Origin of the sequence: Pseudomonas sp. PDM02 (assembly GCF_014852285.1) — a bacterium.
Taxonomy (GTDB): Bacteria; Pseudomonadota; Gammaproteobacteria; order Pseudomonadales; family Pseudomonadaceae; genus Aquipseudomonas; species Aquipseudomonas migulae.
The window spans coordinates 70,937-89,185 of record NZ_JACVBL010000005.1 but is presented as its reverse complement, the minus strand read 5'-3'; the positions used below and the strand labels follow the sequence as shown (position 1 = coordinate 89,185).

At 58.3% G+C, this 18,249-nt stretch carries 14 protein-coding genes; 6 read left to right on the top strand and 8 right to left on the bottom strand.

Annotated features, from left to right (window positions below; all coding sequences use genetic code 11):
• Positions 1–74 precede the first annotated feature (74 nt).
• The 4 genes from ssuE to IB245_RS10480 all read right to left on the bottom strand — a co-directional run bounded on the left by ssuE (position 75) and on the right by IB245_RS10480 (position 4,981).
• Complete coding sequence (gene ssuE / locus IB245_RS10495) at positions 75–668, bottom strand: NADPH-dependent FMN reductase (RefSeq protein ID WP_008026012.1); 594 nt, start codon at positions 666–668, stop codon at positions 75–77.
• A gap of 310 nt (positions 669–978) precedes the next feature.
• Positions 979–1,617: a peroxiredoxin gene (locus IB245_RS10490; RefSeq protein WP_192227511.1), complete on the bottom strand. Its 639-nt coding sequence runs from the start codon at positions 1,615–1,617 to the stop codon at positions 979–981.
• A gap of 294 nt (positions 1,618–1,911) precedes the next feature.
• Entirely contained in the window at positions 1,912–3,273 is a 1,362-nt protein-coding gene (locus tag IB245_RS10485; RefSeq protein ID WP_192227510.1) for an OprD family porin, read from the bottom strand.
• Positions 3,274–3,646: 373 nt separating this feature from the next.
• Positions 3,647–4,981: an OprD family outer membrane porin gene (locus IB245_RS10480; RefSeq protein WP_008040737.1), complete on the bottom strand. Its 1,335-nt coding sequence runs from the start codon at positions 4,979–4,981 to the stop codon at positions 3,647–3,649.
• Positions 4,982–5,342: 361 nt separating this feature from the next.
• Between IB245_RS10480 and tauA the strand changes: the two genes are divergently transcribed.
• On the top strand, positions 5,343–6,332 hold the full coding sequence (gene tauA / locus IB245_RS10475; protein ID WP_192227509.1) for a taurine ABC transporter substrate-binding protein: 990 nt from the start codon (positions 5,343–5,345) through the stop codon (positions 6,330–6,332).
• Positions 6,333–6,446: 114 nt separating this feature from the next.
• On the opposite strand, the gene argA is transcribed toward tauA, so the two are convergent.
• Positions 6,447–7,745, bottom strand: a complete 1,299-nt coding sequence (gene argA, locus IB245_RS10470; RefSeq protein ID WP_008026003.1) for an amino-acid N-acetyltransferase — start codon at positions 7,743–7,745, stop codon at positions 6,447–6,449.
• A gap of 228 nt (positions 7,746–7,973) precedes the next feature.
• Positions 7,974–9,134 (bottom strand): acetylornithine deacetylase, encoded by a 1,161-nt coding sequence (argE, locus tag IB245_RS10465; protein ID WP_192227508.1) that lies wholly within the window; start codon positions 9,132–9,134, stop codon positions 7,974–7,976.
• Positions 9,135–9,290: 156 nt separating this feature from the next.
• Between argE and IB245_RS10460 the strand changes: the two genes are divergently transcribed.
• Positions 9,291–10,658 carry an inorganic triphosphatase gene (locus IB245_RS10460; RefSeq protein ID WP_192227507.1) on the top strand — a complete coding sequence of 456 codons (1,368 nt, stop codon included), beginning with the start codon at positions 9,291–9,293 and terminating at the stop codon, positions 10,656–10,658.
• 99 nt (positions 10,659–10,757) lie between these two features.
• Here the strand turns inward: IB245_RS10460 and IB245_RS10455 are convergent, their stop codons facing one another.
• Positions 10,758–11,222, bottom strand: coding sequence for an Lrp/AsnC family transcriptional regulator (locus IB245_RS10455; RefSeq protein WP_057398760.1), 465 nt, complete (start codon positions 11,220–11,222; stop codon positions 10,758–10,760).
• A 126-nt stretch (positions 11,223–11,348) separates the two neighbouring features.
• On the opposite strand from IB245_RS10455, the gene IB245_RS10450 reads away from it, so the two are divergent.
• The 3 genes from IB245_RS10450 to IB245_RS10440 all read left to right on the top strand — a co-directional run bounded on the left by IB245_RS10450 (position 11,349) and on the right by IB245_RS10440 (position 13,958).
• Positions 11,349–11,687, top strand: a complete 339-nt coding sequence (locus tag IB245_RS10450; RefSeq protein WP_192227506.1) for a hypothetical protein — start codon at positions 11,349–11,351, stop codon at positions 11,685–11,687.
• A 90-nt stretch (positions 11,688–11,777) separates the two neighbouring features.
• The gene (locus IB245_RS10445) at positions 11,778–13,562 is read left to right on the top strand and encodes a GspE/PulE family protein (RefSeq protein WP_192227505.1); all 1,785 of its coding nucleotides are present in this window, start codon (positions 11,778–11,780) and stop codon (positions 13,560–13,562) included.
• Between the two features lie 75 nt (positions 13,563–13,637).
• Entirely contained in the window at positions 13,638–13,958 is a 321-nt protein-coding gene (locus IB245_RS10440; protein ID WP_192227504.1) for a DUF2388 domain-containing protein, read from the top strand.
• A gap of 172 nt (positions 13,959–14,130) precedes the next feature.
• On the opposite strand, the gene gcvP is transcribed toward IB245_RS10440, so the two are convergent.
• Positions 14,131–17,004: an aminomethyl-transferring glycine dehydrogenase gene (gcvP, locus tag IB245_RS10435; RefSeq protein WP_192227503.1), complete on the bottom strand. Its 2,874-nt coding sequence runs from the start codon at positions 17,002–17,004 to the stop codon at positions 14,131–14,133.
• A 439-nt stretch (positions 17,005–17,443) separates the two neighbouring features.
• Here gcvP and IB245_RS10430 point away from each other — a divergent pair, with 439 nt between their 5' ends.
• Positions 17,444–18,133, top strand: a complete 690-nt coding sequence (locus IB245_RS10430) for a hypothetical protein (protein ID WP_008040706.1) — start codon at positions 17,444–17,446, stop codon at positions 18,131–18,133.
• Positions 18,134–18,249: the final 116 nt, after the last annotated feature.

The following is an 18,249-nucleotide window of genomic DNA, read 5'->3' as shown; positions in this document are numbered from 1 at the left end:
ACTCCGCTTCCTCGCTAACTTTTGCCTTGCCTGATCTTCGCTCGGCGACTTTTCAAACTAAAAAATAAAATGCTTTAAATGCTCCAGCGAGCACTCAACAAACGATCATTCAGCAGGTTCGGATCGATCGGCTTGGGCCGTCGCGCCATGGCGCTGAAGAACAGCTCCAGCGATTCATTCAGTCGTTGTTCCAGCTCCGGCGCCAGTTGCGCCTGGGCGCTGCCTTCGCCGTAAGCGATCTGGCTGTCCACAGCGAAAATCCCGTGGAGCATTTCCTGGGCTTTCAATGCCGACAGCACTGGCTTGAGTGCGTAATCCACCGCCAGCATGTGAGCGATGCTGCCGCCGGTGGCCATGGGCAAAACCACTTTGTGCGCCAGGGCGCGTTCGGGCAGCAGGTCCAGCACGGTTTTCAGAGCGCCGGAAAACGACGCTTTGTACACCGGGGTGGCGATCAGCAGGCCATCGGCGTTTTCAATCTGTTGCAACAGGTCGATCACCTTGGGGCTGTCGAACCGTGCGTGCAGCAAGTCTTCGGCCGGGAAGTCCCGCACCTGATAACTCACCACTTCCACACCTTGCTCTTGCAACCAGCGTTGAGAGCGCTCCAGCAGCACCCCGGAACGGGAGCGTTGGCTGGGACTGCCACCGAGTGAGACGACCAGCATTCAGACGATTCCTTGAACGGTGCAGGCGATTCGCAGTGGGCGATCTCGCTTCGATGGAGAGACCTTAACAGGTGATTTATATATCTTTAAATCATATTTATTCATTTGGTTATTCGATGTAGTTCTATACGAAACCGCTTTCTCCGGGCAAAAAAATGGACCGTATAAACGGCCCGAAATTCCCCTGCTATATGGATTTGCACAGCCCTTGTAGGAGCGAGGCTTGCCCGCGAAGAGGCCATGACTCCAACATTGATGTTGGCTTTGACGACGCCTTCGCGGGCAAGCCTCGCTCCTACAGGGACGTCGATCAACGATTAGGCTGTGGCGTCAGGCGCAGGTACGGTTTCACCGCGCGATAGCCCTTTGGAAAGCGCTTCTTGATTTCATCTGGATCCTGAAGCGACGGCACGATCACCACTTCTTCACCGTCCTTCCAGTTGGCCGGGGTGGCCACCTTGTAGTTGTCGGTGAGTTGCAGCGAGTCGATCACCCGCAGGATTTCATGGAAGTTGCGGCCGGTGCTCGCCGGGTAGGTGATGGTCAGGCGAACCTTTTTGTTCGGGTCGATCACGAACAGCGAACGCACAGTCAGGGTGTCGTTGGCGTTCGGGTGAATCAGGTCGTACAGGTCCGATACCTTGCGATCAGCGTCGGCCAGGATCGGGAAGTTGACGATCGTGTTCTGGGTTTCGTTGATGTCCTCGATCCACTTGTGGTGCGAGTCCACCGGGTCTACCGACAACGCGATGGCCTTGACCCCGCGCTGGGTGAATTCATCCTTGAGCTTGGCGGTGAAGCCCAGCTCGGTGGTGCACACCGGGGTGAAATCCGCCGGGTGGGAAAACAGCACGCCCCAGCTATCGCCCAGCCATTCATGGAAACGGATGGTGCCGGCGCTGGAATCCTGTTCGAAGTCGGGTGCGATGTCGCCGAGTCTGATGCTCATGGTGGGCTCCTGATGAGTAGGTGTAGAACTCAACTGTAGCTCGTGTTGGGGAGTTTAGAAAAAGAATAAATAAAGCCATTATTAGGCCTAAATAGAATATTAAAGATCTGTTCACTGGACCTGCAAAGTCATCGCGACGACTATCGCTTCCAAGGTTCGAGAAGGCCTTGAGTCGCTGCAAAAGAGGGAACGTTTCGGGACGGGATTACGGGGGTGACCCCGCCCCGAAAACGCAAAAGCCCCGCCCGGCGTGATGCCGGGCGGGGCTTTTTTTCAGCGGTTACGCGAGCGCTATTACAACAGCGGGATCGAGTAGCTGACGATCAGGCGGTTTTCGTCCTGGTCGCGCTGACCAGGGATGTCGTTGCGCCAGGTAGCGTTTTTCCACATCACGCCCAGGTTCTTCAGCGAGCCTTCTTGTACGACGTAGCCGACGGTCAGGTCGCGTTCCCACTCGGAACCGTCAGAGCCGTTTTCGCGACCGTTGGCACCCACGGTGTCGATATTGTCGCCACGCAGGTAAACCACACCGGCGGTCAGGCCAGGTACGCCGACTTTGGCGAAGTCATACGAGTAGCGAGCTTGCCAGGTGCGCTCACCGGCGCGGGCGAACTTGGCAATCTGACTGTCGGTAGTCAGGTAAGCCGACGAGCCGTCGCCCTGGTTCAACCAAGGGAAGTCGCTGTTGCCGTTGCTGGCTTGGTAACCGCCACCGAAGGTGTGACCGGCAACGGAGTACAGGAACAGGCCGCTGTACAGATTGTTGTCGACTTTGCCTCGACCGTTAGCGAAACCGGTGTCATTACCGGTAGTGAAGTAGCTCGAGTCATGGCCATTAGCGCCATCATCACGGCTGTTGAAGTAACGGAAGTCCGACTTCAACACGCCCGGACCGATGGCCCAGTTGTGAACCAGACCCAGGAAGTGCTGCTTGTAGAAGTCTTCCAGGTTGCCGTAGTAGTACTGGGCAGTCAGGTCTTTGGTGATTTTGTAGTCACCGCCACCGTAAATGAATTTGTTGCTGTCGCGACCGGCAGCCGTGTGGGCGTTGGCACCAGCGATCGACAACTCTTCGTTGTTGCTGGAGTTACGACCTTTGGCGTGCTCGATCTGACCACCGACCAGTGTCAGGTCTTTGATCTCGTTCGTAGTGATCTGGCCACCTTGGAAGGTTTGTGGCAGCAGACGACCGTCGTTGGTCACGATAACCGGCAGTTTTGGCTGCAGGGTGCCCAGCTTCAGTTCAGTCTGGGAGATCTTGGCTTTGGCAGTCAGGCCCAGGCTGGAGAAGTTATCAACCGCTTCGCCGTTGGATTTGCTTGGGAAAACAGTGCCGCCGTACGAAGTCGAAGTGGCGCCGTTAGTACCGCCGCCCGAATCCAGACGCACGCCCAGCAGGCCGATAGCATCGATACCGAAACCGACGGTGCCTTGGGTGTAACCGGAGGTGAAGCGCAGATCGAAGCCTTGGCCCCATTCTTCGTTTTTGCTCTGCACACCAGAAGCGGTGGCGGCATCGTGGTCACGGTTATCAGTGTTGATGTAGAAGTTACGCAGCCCCAAAGTAGCTTTGCTGTCTTCGATGAAACCGGCGGCGCCTGCCTGCTGCGCCAAAACCCCTACGGCCACAGCCAGGGCCAAGGTGGACTTGTTCATTGTTTCGCTCCTCTCGTTTCTAATTTTTTCGGTCCTGAGTCGAATGCCCTGGATCCTGAAATGTGCGGATACCGCCAACCGCAATCCGCGCGCCACTCAACTGATGTGTCTAAGTCAAGGGTCTAAGCGCGGCGAATGGGCCGGCATGGTAAACGTAAATACATTTATTTCATTCTTTTTCATGCCGTGCGGGAATAAAAAGCGGCATTTTAATCGCTACGGGACACTCGATATCGGCCCCGGCGGGATGCACTTTAGGGCTTTATTTTAAAAGCCAAAAAGAATAATAAATTCCTAAGTAATACCTAATTGGCATATGTGAAAAAAACACAAAAAAGCCCCGCCAAACGGCGAGGCTCTTTTGCGCAATCTCTTACAGGAAGCTGTAGGTGTAGTTGAAGATCAGACGGGTCTGGTCTTGGTCAGCGTTGGTGTTGCCACGATAAGCACCGTGACGCACCGTCGTGCCAAACCCTTTAAGCGGACCGGTTTGAATCACATAGTCTACGCGCAGGTCGGTTTCCCGCTCGTTCAGGTCTTCACCCGCGCCGCTGACGGTCTTGATATCCCGGCCATACAAGTAAGCGGCCGAAGCTTTCAAGCCTGGTACACCCAAAGACGCGAAGTCATAGGTGTACTGACCGTACGTGGTGTTTTCACCGGCACGGATAAAGCTGCCCACGGTGGCATCGGTGAACGAGTAGAAGCTGGCGCCGCCACCACCTTCGTTGCGACCGTTGCCATCGACAACGTTGCCCTGGTTCAAGAAGACGAAGCCGCCGTCATCGTTGACACGCTGATGCCCGAGCAGGAACGCGTTGCCGCCCAGGGTGTAGGTGAACGTGGCGCTCCAGGTCTTGTTATCGACCTCGCCCTTGTTCTTGGCGAAACCACCGTTGTTGTTGAATTGGTAGCCAGCCTGACCGTTCTTGCCGTCGGAGCTGCTGTCGAAATAACGGAGGTCGGTCTTGAACGACTGGTTGGGTGCGATCGGGTAGACGTGCACCAGGCCGAGGAAGTCCTGCTTGTAGAAGTCTTCCAGGTTCGCGTGGTAGTACTGCAGCATCAGGTCTTTGGTGACTTTCCAGTCCGCACCGGCATAACGGAACTGATTGCTGTCCTGAGTAGCGCCAGCCACAGACAGGCCAGTGCTGTTGCTGGACGCGCGACCCGTCGCGTGCTCCAGCTGACCTACGTTGAAGGTCACGTTGTCGATTTCCTTCGAGGTGATGGTGCCACCTTCAAAGGTTTGCGGCAGTACGCGACTGTCGTTCGCGATCAGGATCGGCATGTTTGGCTGCAGGGCACCACCGTAGTGGGCCTCTGTCTTCGAGAAGCGTGCCTTGACGTTGCCCGCCACGCGGCTCCACGAACTCTCTGCCGAACCATCGGTATCGCTAGGGCTGAAGGAGTTATTGTCCGGGTGATGGCCCTTGCCGCCGTCCAGATGGATACCGACCAATGCCTGGGCATCGATACCGAAACCTACGACACCTTGGGTGAAGCCCGACTGGTAATCGAATTTGAGGCCTTCAGCGGCTTCGCGCTGACGGTTAGCTGGGGTCTTGGCGCCTTCACGGACATCGGCGTCGAAATAATAGGTACGCGAACTGACGGAAGCCTTGCTGTCTTCGATGAAACCGGCGGCGCCTGCCTGCTGCGCCATAACCCCTAGGGCCACGGCCAGCGCCAAGGTGGACTTGTTCATTGTTAAACTCCTCTCGTCTCTAATTCTTGTATTCCTGGCCCGGAATCAATGTCCCAAGTCCTAAGATGCGCGATTAGCGCCAGAGCGTGACCCACAAGTCAATCGTAACCATGTGTGTCTACGACCATGGTCTAATCCCCGTTTTTTGGTCCGTGCAGGGTCATGATTTCGTCATAAACCTGAAAAGAATGAATGGATTCTTTTCTAATACCGTTTAGGAATTTTGCTCACCGTTTGCTGCCCCGCGGACTAGAGCGGCCAGCTCATAAGCTAATTCCTAAATGGTATTTATTAGGCGTTTTTTAGATCGATTAGGTTTGGAAGCAATTCCGCAACAATTCCTATCGATAAGGCCTACGCCATGACGACCAAGCGCGCACTATCCAACCCAATTGTTACAGTTTGTGTATCGGTATTATTTTCTTTTTCCGCCCATGCCGCGAACCTCACCGTCGGCTATCAAACCGGAATAGACCCCAGCAAAGTTCCCCAGGCGGATGGACTCTACGAGAAAACCATCGGCCAAAAAATTGACTGGCGTCGTTTCAACAGTGGACCGGAAGTAGTAACCGCCATCGCCTCGGGCGACGTACAGATTGGCAACCTCGGTTCAAGCCCACTGGCCGCGGCCGCCTCGCGCAATTTGCCGATCGTCGCGTTTATCGTTTCTGCCCAGATCAACGCCGCCGAAGCGTTGGTGGTACGCAACGGCAGCGGCATCGATAAACCGGAAGATCTGATCGGCAAGACCATCGCCACACCGTTCGTTTCAACCTCTCACTACAGCTTGCTCGGCGCCTTGAAGCACTGGGGCCTCGACGCCTCGAAAGTCAAAGTGGTGAACCTGCAACCAGCGGAAATCGCTGCCGCCTGGAAGCGTGGGGACATCGACGGTGCGTTCGTCTGGTCGCCCGCCCTGGGGGAAATTCGCAAGACTGGCAAGACGTTGACTGACGCCGCACAGGTGGGTCAGTGGGGTGCGCCGACTTTTGAAGTGTGGGTAGCGCGCAAGGATTACGCCGAGAAACATCCAGACGTCGTCGCCAAGTTCGCCAAGGTGACGCTGGACTCGTTCGCCGACTATGCGGCACATAAAGACAGCTGGACCGCCGATTCGGTGCCGGTACAGAAAATCGCCAAACTGACCGGTGCCAATGCCGCCGATGTGCCGGAACTGCTGGCCGGTTCTGCATTCCCGGACGCCAAGGCGCAACAAACCACCGCGCTGCTGGAGGGCGGCACGGCGAAGGCGATTGGTGAGACGGCGAAGTTCTTGAAGGAACAAGGCAAGGTTGAGACGGTGCTGCCGGACTATTCGCCGTATGTCAGCGCCAAGTTTGTCGCTGAGTAACACCGCTATCTCCCTGTAGGAGCGAGGCTTGCCCGCGAAGCAGACAACTCGATTAATCGGTTGTCCCGAATGACGCCTTCGCGGGCAAGCCTCGCTCCTACGGGGCTCCTGCAATCACAAGGTTTTTTCGAAGATCTTCGAATTACGCTGATAGTTGTACAGCGACGCCCGCGCCGACGGCAGGCGCTCGACGCTGCTTGGCACAAACCCGCGCTCGCGGAACCAGTGAGCCGTGCGGGTCGTGAGGACAAACAGCGTCTTCAACCCCTGAGCCCGGGCACGGGTTTCAATGCGCTCCAGCAGCTCATCCCCGCGACCGCCATGACGGTACTCCGGGTTCACCGCCAGACACGCCAACTCCCCGGCATCCGAATCGGCAATCTGATACAGCGCCGCGCAAGCGATGATCATGCCTTCGCGCTCGACCACGCTGAACTGCTCGATCTCACGCTCCAGCACTTCGCGGGAACGCCGCACCAGAATGCCCTGCTCTTCCAGCGGGCTGATCAAGTCCAGCAAACCGCCAACGTCTTCAATTGCGGCCTCGCGCACGACCTCGAATTGCTCCTGTGCCACCAGCGTACCGCCGCCGTCACGGGTGAACAGTTCGGTCAGCAGCGCGCCGTCTTCGGCGTAACTGACAATATGGCTGCGCGCCACGCCGCCACGGCAGGCTTCAGCCGCCGCATCCAGCAGTTCCGCCTGATAGTTGCTGCCCAGACGCTGCAAGTGCGCCGGCACTTGTTGCGGGCGCAGTTCGCGCACCAGACGACCGTTTTCATCGATCAAGCCCAGGTCCGCGCCGAACAGCAACAGTTTATCGGCGCCCAGGTCGATGGCCGCGCGGGTGGCGACGTCTTCGCAAGCGAGGTTGAAAATTTCCCCGGTCGGCGAGTAGCCAAGCGGCGACAGCAGCACGATGGAGCGCTCGTCCAGCAGGCGATTGATGCCTTTGCGGTCAACCCGACGCACTTCGCCGGTGTGGTGATAGTCGACACCTTCGAGCACGCCGATCGGCCGGGCGGTCACCAGGTTGCCGCTGGCCACTCGCAGGCGCGAGCCCTGCATCGGCGACGAAGCCATGTCCATGGACAGGCGCGCTTCGATGGCGATACGCAACTGGCCAACCGCATCAATCACACACTCAAGGGTCGCGGCATCGGTGATGCGCATGCCGTGGTGGTAATGCGGGGTCAGGCCGCGTGCAGCGAGACGGGTTTCGATTTGTGGACGGGAACCGTGAACCAGCACCAATCGCACGCCGAGGCTGTGCAGCAGCACCAGGTCGTGGACGATGTTGCCGAAGTTGGGGTGCTCCACGCCGTCGCCGGGCAGCATGACGACGAAGGTGCAATCACGGTGGGCATTGATGTAAGGCGAAGCGTGACGAAGCCAATTAACGTATTCGGGCATGAACCTGGGCCTGTAATAAATAGCAGCCAAAAAATGGGCGAAACAGAAAACGCACAGCGGGCTGATGGTTATCGTCGGAACAGGCTTGGCGACACGCGCGCTCTCCTCATGAATACGGGTTTAAACATCGGCAATTTACATGACCTGTAGGAGCGGGGCTTGCCCGCGAAGGCGTCATCAAGGACAACCGATTATTCGAGTCGTCTGCTTCGCGGGCAAGCCTCGCTCCTACAGGGGGTTGCTGGCCGGTGTCAGGCAGTAATGTTCAATCAACTGCCGTAATAGATGCACGGTAGGCTGCAAACGTGACATTTCGAGGTATTCCCCCGGTTGGTGCGCACACGCGATGTCACCCGGGCCCAGCACCAGCGTTTCGCAGCCAAGGCGTTGAAGATAAGGCGCTTCCGTCCCGAACGCCACTGCTTCGGCGCGATGACCGGTGAGCTGCTCCGCGATGCGGACCAATTCAGCGTCCTCAGCCTGCTCGAAGGGCGGCACTTCAGGGAACAGCGGCGCGTAATCGATCTTCACTTGGTGGCGCTCGGCAACCGGCTGGAGTTTCTGCAGAATCTCCGCGCGCAACACCTTGGGGTCCATGCCCGGCAACGGACGCAGGTCGAATTCCAGTGAGCACTGACCGCAAATCCGGTTGGGGTTATCCCCGCCATGGATACAGCCGAAGTTCATGGTCGGAGTCGGCACGCCGAACTGCGGATTGCGAAATTCACGTTGCCACAGCAGACGCAGGCCGCGCAATTCGCCAATCGCATCATGCATGGCTTCGAGGGCGCTATGGCCCAGGCGCGGATCGGAGGAGTGGCCGCTCTGACCGAGAATGTCGATGCGCTCCATCATGATGCCTTTGTGCATGCGGATCGGCTTGAGCCCGGTCGGCTCGCCGATCACCGCCGCTCGGCCCAACGGGCGTCCTGCTGCGGCCAAGGCACGCGCGCCGGACATCGAGCTTTCTTCGTCGCAGGTGGCGAGGATCAGCAACGGTTGTTTGAACGGCTGGTCGAGCAACGGCAGGACGGCTTCGATGGCGAGGGCAAAAAAGCCTTTCATGTCGCAACTGCCCAGCCCGACCCAGCGGCCATCGACTTCAGTCAGCTTCAGCGGATCGGTCTGCCACAACGCGCCATCGAACGGCACCGTGTCGCTATGCCCGGCGAGCACCAGACCGCCGGGGCCGGAACCAAAACTGGCCAGCAGGTTGAATTTGCCAGGGCTGACCTGCTGGATATCGCAGGCAAAACCCAGATCACCGAGCCACGTCGCCAGCAAATCGATCACTGGACGGTTGGTCTGATCGAGGCTGGCCTGAGTGCAACTGACCGATGGTGCGGCAATCAGCGCAGCGAACTGATCTTTCATCGACGGCAACGGCATCGCTGACTCCAACTCCCGAATTGAAGTCCATCATAGAACCATCCGGTGACAGGAATAAACCGTCGCGGCGCGTAGGCCTGAGCAGTGCTGTACACTGCACGACCTTGGCAGCCACACATTCCCCCGGCTGCGCTCCCGATCCTGGATTTTCCGGCCATGCAGAAAGAAACTGAAATCAAACTCCGCGTCAGCCGCGAAACCCTCGCCGCACTGCGCGAGCACCCGCTCCTGAAAAAACGCAACAAAAGTGGCTGGGAACGCCGTGAACTGATGAACCAGTACTTCGACACGCCTGAGCGCGACCTGGCCCGCGCCAAGGTTGCCCTGCGCCTGCGCAAGGACGGCGAAGAAGTCATTCAGACCCTCAAGACCCGTGGCCAGAGCGTCGCCGGTTTGTCCGAGCGTAACGAATACGACTGGAACCTGCCCAAAGCCAAGCTCGACGTGAAGAAACTCGACGGCGAATGCTGGCCTGAAGAGCTGGCCGAGCTGGACAAGAAAACCCTGAAGCCGATCTTCACCACCGATTTCGTCCGCGAACGCGCTGAAATCGCCTGGGGCCGTGGCAAGACCAAAGTGGTCATCGAAGCCGCGCTGGACCTGGGCCACGTGGTGGTCGGCAAACAGAAAGAAGAAATCTGCGAGCTGGAACTGGAACTGCGCGAAGGTGAACCGGCTGCATTGCTGGAGTTGGCCGCCGAACTGGCCGCGACCCTCGCCCTGATGCCGTGTGACATCAGCAAGGCCGAACGCGGTTATCGCTTGTACGACGCCAACAGCTATTCGTTGAGCCTGCCGGCTCCGCAGATCAGCGCCGAAATGCCGCTGGACGACGCGTTCGCCGCGTTGAGCTGGCACTTGCTGAGCAGCAGCCAGCGTCTGGCCGAGCAATATCGCTTCAATGGCCACTGGCGTCTGCTGCAGGACTGGGTCGAAAACCTTGCTGAATTGCGCGCCCTGCTGAGCAGCCTTGGCCAGGCCGCGCCGCGTCAGTCGACGCACGATCTGCGTCTCGCGCTGGATGCCTTGCTTGAAGACTGGCGTCCGCTGGTTCAAGCCGGTCTGGACGACGAAGACGTGCGCAAAGCCGCGCCGGAGCAGTTCCTCGAAGAACTCGAAGACCCACGCTGGGGCCTGTTCTCGCTGAACACCTCGCGCTGGCTGCTGGCCCGCACCTGGGCGGCCGATCGTAATGTTCGCGGCAATCGCCAGGGCGCTGCGCAACTGGGTAGCTGGTTGCCGCGCTTGCTTGGTGAAGATGCGACGTCCCTGCAATTGCAGCGTTACCAGCAGCAGCCGGAAGATCTGGCCGAGCAACTGCCGCGCATCGAGCGCATCCAGTCCTGGTTGCACCATGCGCGCAACGTGCTGGAGGTCCCGGAAATGGATCGACTGTACGGCGAGCTGAAACAGTTGGCGTTGCTGGCTAACGAGCCGATCACCGATGAACTGCTGGATGCGCGCAAGCAGCAGGCGATTGCCGTTTATCAGAATCGTGCCTGGAAAATGCTGCTGCGTATGTAAAACCGCCTTCGCGGGCAAGCCTCGCTCCTACAGGTACTGTGCAGATCCTGTAGGAGCGAGGCTTGCCCGCGAAGTGGCCCGTGCATTCACCACAAAATCTCAGACCGGCAAACTCGTCGTCGACTTGATCTCCGACAACGCCACAATCGAGTTCACCTCCTGAATCCCCGGCACCATCGACAGCTTCTCGAAGAAAAACCGCTCATACGCCTCGATGTCCGCCGTGACAATCCGCAACAAGAAATCCACCGCCCCCATCAGCACATAACACTCCAGCACTTCGGGAAAACCGCGAATCGCCTCGGTGAACTCAGTGAAGTTCGAACGCCCGTGCGCGTTGAGTTTGACCTCGGCAAAGATCTGCGTGTTGAGCCCGATTTTCTTGCGGTCCAGCAGCGTCACCTGGCCGCGAATGATCCCCTCCTCCTTCATCCGCTGAATCCGCCGCCAGCACGGCGACTGCGAGAGCCCCACCTGCTCGGCGATCTGCGCGCTGGAGAGCGAAGCGTCCTCTTGCAGCAACGCGAGAATCTTGCGGTCGTAGCCATCCAGTTCGCTTTGCATAGAAAAACCTGTAATCGATGTCTTGTTGAATCACACGATTCGATAAATCGTTAATTAGCCCCATCATAGATAAGAAATGCCCGGCATCGAATGTAAAAATTCCTCCAGTGATTTTGGAGACCGACCATGCCGCATCTTGAAGCCGTGAACACCCCACCCACCCGCGCCGATGTCTGGAACACCAGCAACGCCCAGTGTCGTGTGCACTACCAACTGCTGGCCGAAGCCGAACCGGACCTGCTGTGCCGGGCGCTCAACCTGTTCGCGTTGCAGTTCCTGACGCCGCAACAGGTCAACGTGCAGCGCACGGACGATCTGCTGGCGATCGACATCGTCATGGACGGACTGAGCTGGCACCGCGCTCAAGTGATCGCGGAAAAACTGCGTAACCTGATCAGCGTCTGCTCGGTGGACCTGCAAGCGTCTGATTCTGCGTGGGCTGAAGCCGCTCAGGCGACTGGCTGAAAAAACCCGATATGGATTCGTCGGGTAGTGGCCCAACGGTCGGTGGGTCCACGACTATCCTTTGCGAACTGTTGTTCACGAGGAGCCCGCATGTCCGTTCAACTTGCCCTTCAGGACCGCTGGCTGGATCTCAATGATTTGCTGCGCGAGCTGGTCGCCCAGGGCTTTATCAGCCAGGATTCGGCCGAGCACGCACTGAATGCCCGCCGCCGTCACGCCGCCAATGGCCAGATGCACCCGCTGGAGTTCATCGCCAGCCAACAGCTGGATGACCTCAGCCGTCCCGGTAAACACCTCGATCTGGAAAGCCTGACCCTGTGGCTGTCGCAGCAGGCCGGTCAGCCTTATCTGCGCATCGATCCGCTGAAGATCAACGTCGCGGCCGTTACGCCGCTGATGTCCTATGCCTTCGCCCAGCGCCACAAGATTCTCGCGGTGTCCATCGATCGCGACGCCGTGACCGTGGCCAGCGCCCAGCCTTACGTCAAGGGTTGGGAAGCCGACCTGACCCATGTGTTGAAGCTGCCGATCAAGCGGGTGGTGGCCAACCCGGTGGATATCCAGCGCTTCAGCGTGGAGTTCTTTCGCCTGGCCAAATCGGTCAGCGGCGCAACCAACAACGATCATCAAACCAGCACCCTGGGCAATTTCGAACAACTGCTCAACCTCGGTGCCAGCGATCAGGAGCCGGACGCCAACGACGCGCACATCGTCAATATCGTCGACTGGCTGTTCCAGTACGCTTTCCAGCAGCGCGCCAGCGATATCCACATCGAGCCCCGACGCGAGCAAGGCACGGTGCGTTTTCGCATCGACGGTGTGTTGCACAACGTCTATCAATTCCCGCCGCAGGTGACCATGGCGATTGTCAGTCGCCTGAAGAGCCTGGGGCGGATGAACGTCGCGGAAAAACGCAAACCCCAGGACGGCCGGGTCAAAACCAAGACCCCGGATGGCGGCGAAGTCGAACTGCGGCTGTCGACGTTGCCGACGGCGTTCGGCGAAAAAATGGTCATGCGGATCTTCGACCCGGAAGTGCTGCTCAAGGATTTCGATCAGCTTGGGTTTTCCGCCGAAGACCTGCGCCGCTGGCAGGACATGACGAGCCAGCCCAACGGCATCATCCTCGTGACCGGCCCGACCGGTTCGGGCAAGACCACCACGCTTTACACCACGCTGAAAAAACTGGCGACGCCGGAGGTCAACCTTTGCACCATCGAAGACCCGATCGAGATGGTCGAGCCGGCCTTCAACCAGATGCAGGTCCAGCACAACATCGACCTGACCTTCGCTGCCGGTGTGCGCGCACTGATGCGGCAAGACCCGGACATCATCATGATCGGCGAGATCCGGGACCTGGAGACGGCCGAAATGGCGATTCAGGCTGCGCTCACCGGCCACCTGGTGCTATCGACGCTGCACACCAATGACGCACCCAGCGCCATCAGCCGCCTGCTGGAACTCGGCGTACCGCATTACCTGATCAAGGCCACGGTGCTCGGCGTCATGGCGCAGCGGCTGGTCCGTACGTTGTGCCCGCACTGCAAAGCCCCGCTGACCCTGAGTGAAGAAGACTGGCAAACCCTGACCAAACCCTGGCAAGCGCCATTGCCCGGCAATGCGCAACGCGCCATCGGTTGCCTGGAATGCCGCGACACCGGCTATCGCGGCCGCGCCGGGGTGTACGAAATCATGCAACTGACGGATGGCCTCAAAGCGCTGATCAACCCCGACACCGACTTGCTGGCGATACGGCGTCAGGCGTTCAAGGAAGGCATGCGCAGCTTGCGACTGTCGGGCGCACAGAAGGTGGCGGCGGGTTTGACGACGATCGAGGAGGTGCTGCGGGTGACACCGCAGAGTGAACAAAAGTAGCTGCGACCGTGATGGAACTCGGCAGGGTCATTGGCAATCCAACCCCGCGTAGTTAACCCAGTGGAGTCACCCATCATGCGTTTCAAACTTGCTGTTGCTACCCTCGCCGTGTTGTCCCTTCCAGTCGGTTCGGCGATGGCTGATGACAGCTTTTGGCGTAACGTCCTTACTTCCGGTGCCACCACCGGTTCGTCCTACCTGACCTCCAGGGATCAAAAGCTGATCGTCGCCGCCCAGGACGACGCCGGCAGCTTTGTCGCCAGTGACGGCGTTATTCGCGGCCCCTATCTGGAAGCCGCAATGCAGAAAGTCCGCGCCGACAACCCAGGCCTGCAGGCCACGGATATGGAACTGGCGAATGCGATCCTGGCGAAGAATGCCGTCGCGTCGAAGTAAGATTTACGGCTGAACAAAAATGCCGCTCACTTGAGCGGCATTTTTTGTGCCCGACACAAAACCCCTTGTAGGAGCGAGGCTTGCCCGCGAAGACGGCAGGATATTCAGCAATTATATCGACTGACACACCGCCTTCGCGGGCAAGCCTCGCTCCTACAGGAGGACGTGTGTTTCAGCGGTAATCGTCCACCGGGACACACGCGCAAAACAGGTTCCGGTCGCCGTAGACGTTATCGACACGATTCACCACCGGCCAATATTTATACGCCTTGGTGTGCGCGTCCGGCGTGACGCCCTGTTCGATGGTGTACGGCCGCTCCCAAACCCCCGTGATGTCGGCCAACGTGTGCGGCGCCCGTTTCAGCGGATTGTCTTCCGCCGGCCAATTGCCGTTTTGCACCTCGGTGATTTCCGCGCGGATACTCAGCATCGCCCCGATAAAACGGTCCAGTTCCGCCTTCGATTCACTTTCGGTCGGCTCGACCATCAAGGTGCCCGGTACCGGAAAGGACATGGTCGGCGCATGAAAGCCGTAGTCCATCAGGCGCTTGGCGACATCCTCTTCGCTGATGCCGGTCAGCACTTTGAGCGGTCGCAGATCAAGGATGCATTCGTGGGCCACACGCTCGTTGCGCCCGGTGTAGAGCACCGGGAACGCCCCCGACAAATGCTGCGCCAGATAATTCGCGGCAAGGATCGCCACTTCACTGGCGTCCGCCAGTTGCGGCCCCATCATCGCGATGTACATCCAGCTGATCGGCAGAATGCTCGCGCTGCCCCAGGGCGCTGCGCTGACTGCGCCGTTCTCCGGCAGCGGGCCGTCAATCGCCACTACCGGGTGGTTGGCCACGAACGGCGCCAAGTGCGCCCGCACGCCAATCGGTCCCATGCCGGGCCCGCCACCGCCATGGGGAATGCAGAAGGTCTTGTGCAAATTCATATGGGAAACGTCGGCACCGATGTCCGCCGGCCGCGCCAACCCGACTTGTGCATTGAGGTTGGCGCCATCCATGTACACCTGACCGCCGTGACTGTGGATAACTTCACAGATCTCGCTGATGCCTTCTTCGTACACGCCGTGGGTCGAAGGATACGTCGCCATCAGGCAGGCGAGTTTGTCGCCCGCTTCGGCAGCCTTGCCTTTCAGATCTTCCAGATCGACGTTGCCCGCCTCGTCACATTCGACGATCACCACGCGCATTCCGGCCATTTGCGCTGAAGCGGGGTTTGTACCGTGGGCCGAGGACGGGATCAGGCAGATATCCCGCCCGCCTTGATGCCGACTCTCGTGGTATTTGCGAATCGCCAGCAACCCCGCGTACTCGCCCTGGGCACCCGAGTTGGGCTGCATGCAGATCGCATCGAAACCGGTGATCGCGCAGAGCCAGCGCTCCAGTTCTTCGATCATCAGCGTATAACCGGCCGCCTGCTCTTTCGGCACAAAGGGGTGCAAGTTGGCGAATTGCGGCCAGGTGATGGGGATCATTTCGCTGGTGGCGTTGAGCTTCATGGTGCAAGAACCGAGCGGAATCATCGATTGGTTGAGCGCCAGGTCCTTGTTCTCCAATTGCTTGAGGTAACGCAGCATTTCGGTTTCGCTGTGATGGGCGCTGAACACCGGATGACGCAAGTAAGGCGAAGTGCGCAGCAGCCCGTCAGGAATGCCGGAAGGCAGGGTTTCAGCGTCCAGTTCGTCGACGTTGAGCCCGTGATCGGCACCCAGGAAGACATCGAACAATTTCGCCACGGTACTTTCGTCAGAGGTTTCGTCGAGGCTGAGGCCCAATTGCCCGCGCCCCAGAATCCGCAGGTTGATCTGCGCGGCCTGCGCGCTTTCGATGATCGCGGTTTGAGTGCCACCGACTTCCAGCGTCAACGTGTCGAAGAAGTGTTTGTTCAGGCGGCTAATGCCACGGCGCTCCAGACCCGTGGCGAGGATGCAGGTCAGCCGGTGAACACGCTGGGCAATCTGCTTCAGCCCCTCCGGACCGTGGTAGACCGCGTAGAAACTGGCGATATTAGCCAGCAGCACTTGGGCGGTGCAGATGTTCGAGTTGGCCTTCTCCCGGCGGATGTGTTGCTCACGGGTTTGCAGGGCCATGCGCAACGCAATGTTGCCGCGCGCGTCTTTCGAGACGCCGATGATTCGCCCCGGAATCGCTCGTTTGTATTCATCGCGACTGGCAAAAAACGCCGCGTGGGGGCCGCCGTAACCCATGGGCACGCCAAACCGCTGGGACGAGCCGAACACCACGTCGGCGCCCAATTCTCCCGGCGGCGTCAGCAACAGCAGGCTCAGCAGATCGGTGGCGACGCAGGCCAGGGCTTGCTGGGCGTGCAGGTGATCAATCCACGGACGCAGATCGCGAATCTCACCGTGGGTATCGGGATACTGCAGCAGCGCTCCGAATACCTGGTGCTGTTTCAAGTTATCCACAGCGTCGATGATCAGCTCGAAACCGAAACCTTCGGCTCGGGTCTGCACCACGGAGATGGTCTGCGGATGACAGTTTTCATCGACGAAGAACAGATTGCTCCTGGACTTGGCGACACGCTTGGCCAGGGCCATGGCTTCCGCCGCCGCCGTGGCCTCGTCCAACAGCGAGGCATTGGCCAGTTCCAGGCCCGTGAGGTCGATGGTCAATTGCTGGAAGTTCAGCAGCGCTTCGAGCCGACCTTGGGCGATCTCCGGTTGATACGGCGTGTAGGCGGTGTACCAACCGGGGTTTTCCAGGACATTGCGCAAAATGACGGTCGGCGTCAGCGTGCCGTGGTAGCCCATGCCGATCAGGCTGGTCCAGACCTGGTTTTGCTCGGCGTAGCCCCGCAGCTTGGCCAACGCCGCCTGTTCGTCGAGGGCGGGTGGCAGGTCTAGCGCCCGGTTAAGGCGGATTCCCGGCGGTACCGTCTGCTCGATCAGCTCGACACGGCTACCAACGCCGAGGCTGTCGAGCATCGCCTGCTGCTCGGCGGCATCGGGCCCGAGGTGACGGAGGAGGAAGGCATTGGGATCGCGTAACTGGCTCAAGGACGGCAACTGGGACATGACGGGCTCTCTCTTGACTGGCGCTCAACGTCGATGCAACACGGTCAAACCAGCATAGCTCCCCTGTGCGAGGCATGGCGTCTTTGGACGCGGCCCGTCCCTGAAGCATACAAAACACGCCAAGACTTAGAGGCTCTTTCATTTCAGCGATATATGCATCGCCGATAGTTATATATAGTTATTCTTACTCGCCAAAAATAAGTCCGAACATAATCACCCGTGCAACAGCGCCCGCAAATATGTGAAAAGCCAACACTTATAAAAACAACCAAACTCTTAAAAAAACCAATCGCGATAGATAGAATCAAAGCATAGCCAATAGATCTATAGCGCAATAATCCGCATGCTATGTTTGTTGAGGACTGGGCAACGGAACCAAAAAGCCACTACCCAGTTACAAACAACCCAAGCTACGCTTTATTCGAAATGGAGTTCAAAAATGAGCAGCCAACAAATAATTTTGTATATTGAAGAACAGCAACTGATTGCACAAAAAGAAAACAACTACAGTCTTTACCTGGCCAAAAAGGTAAATAATGATTTTACTGTTATCTGGCAATCAAAAGGTGCTGTGGCCACCGTTCGTAATCCTAGCTATCAATACCGCAACACATTCGATATCACGACACCATCCTTCAATGTCAACTTCACGAACGATCCGGTTCAACAAGGCGATGTCACCTTCACTTCCGGCGGAAAAAACCTGCCCATCAGTACCGGCCAGATTACAACACTGGATCAAAACGGTGTTTTTTCACCGGCCCAAAACGGCGGCGTGAAGTCAGATATTCTTATCAACAATAAACTCCAAGGCAATCCCCACCAGATACTGCTGGATTCCGATGGCAATAATATCTGGGTAAATCGCCAGAGCGGTATGAACATCGGCACCGCAACGCTGACACCCAAAGACCAATACCAACTGTGGTTCGGAAACCTTCAAGAAACTGGCTCACTGATTGCCCAAAACCTATCCAATGCCTATGTGGCAACCTTGCAGAATGGAGGCAGCATCACCCTCACCTATAACGACAGTGGCGACTGGGTGACTGGCGAGCCGGCCAACCGCCTCAGCGACAAGGAAGTCGCGGCGCTGCATGCCCGGGTGGGGATCAAAGTAGCGGCATAGTATGGAGGGTGGATCGAGCACCGTTTGCACAATGGACTGAAAGCCTTTCGTTTTACCGTTGACAGTCTTGAACGCGCAGACATGTTCAAAAAACCCTGTAAATCCTGGATCTACAG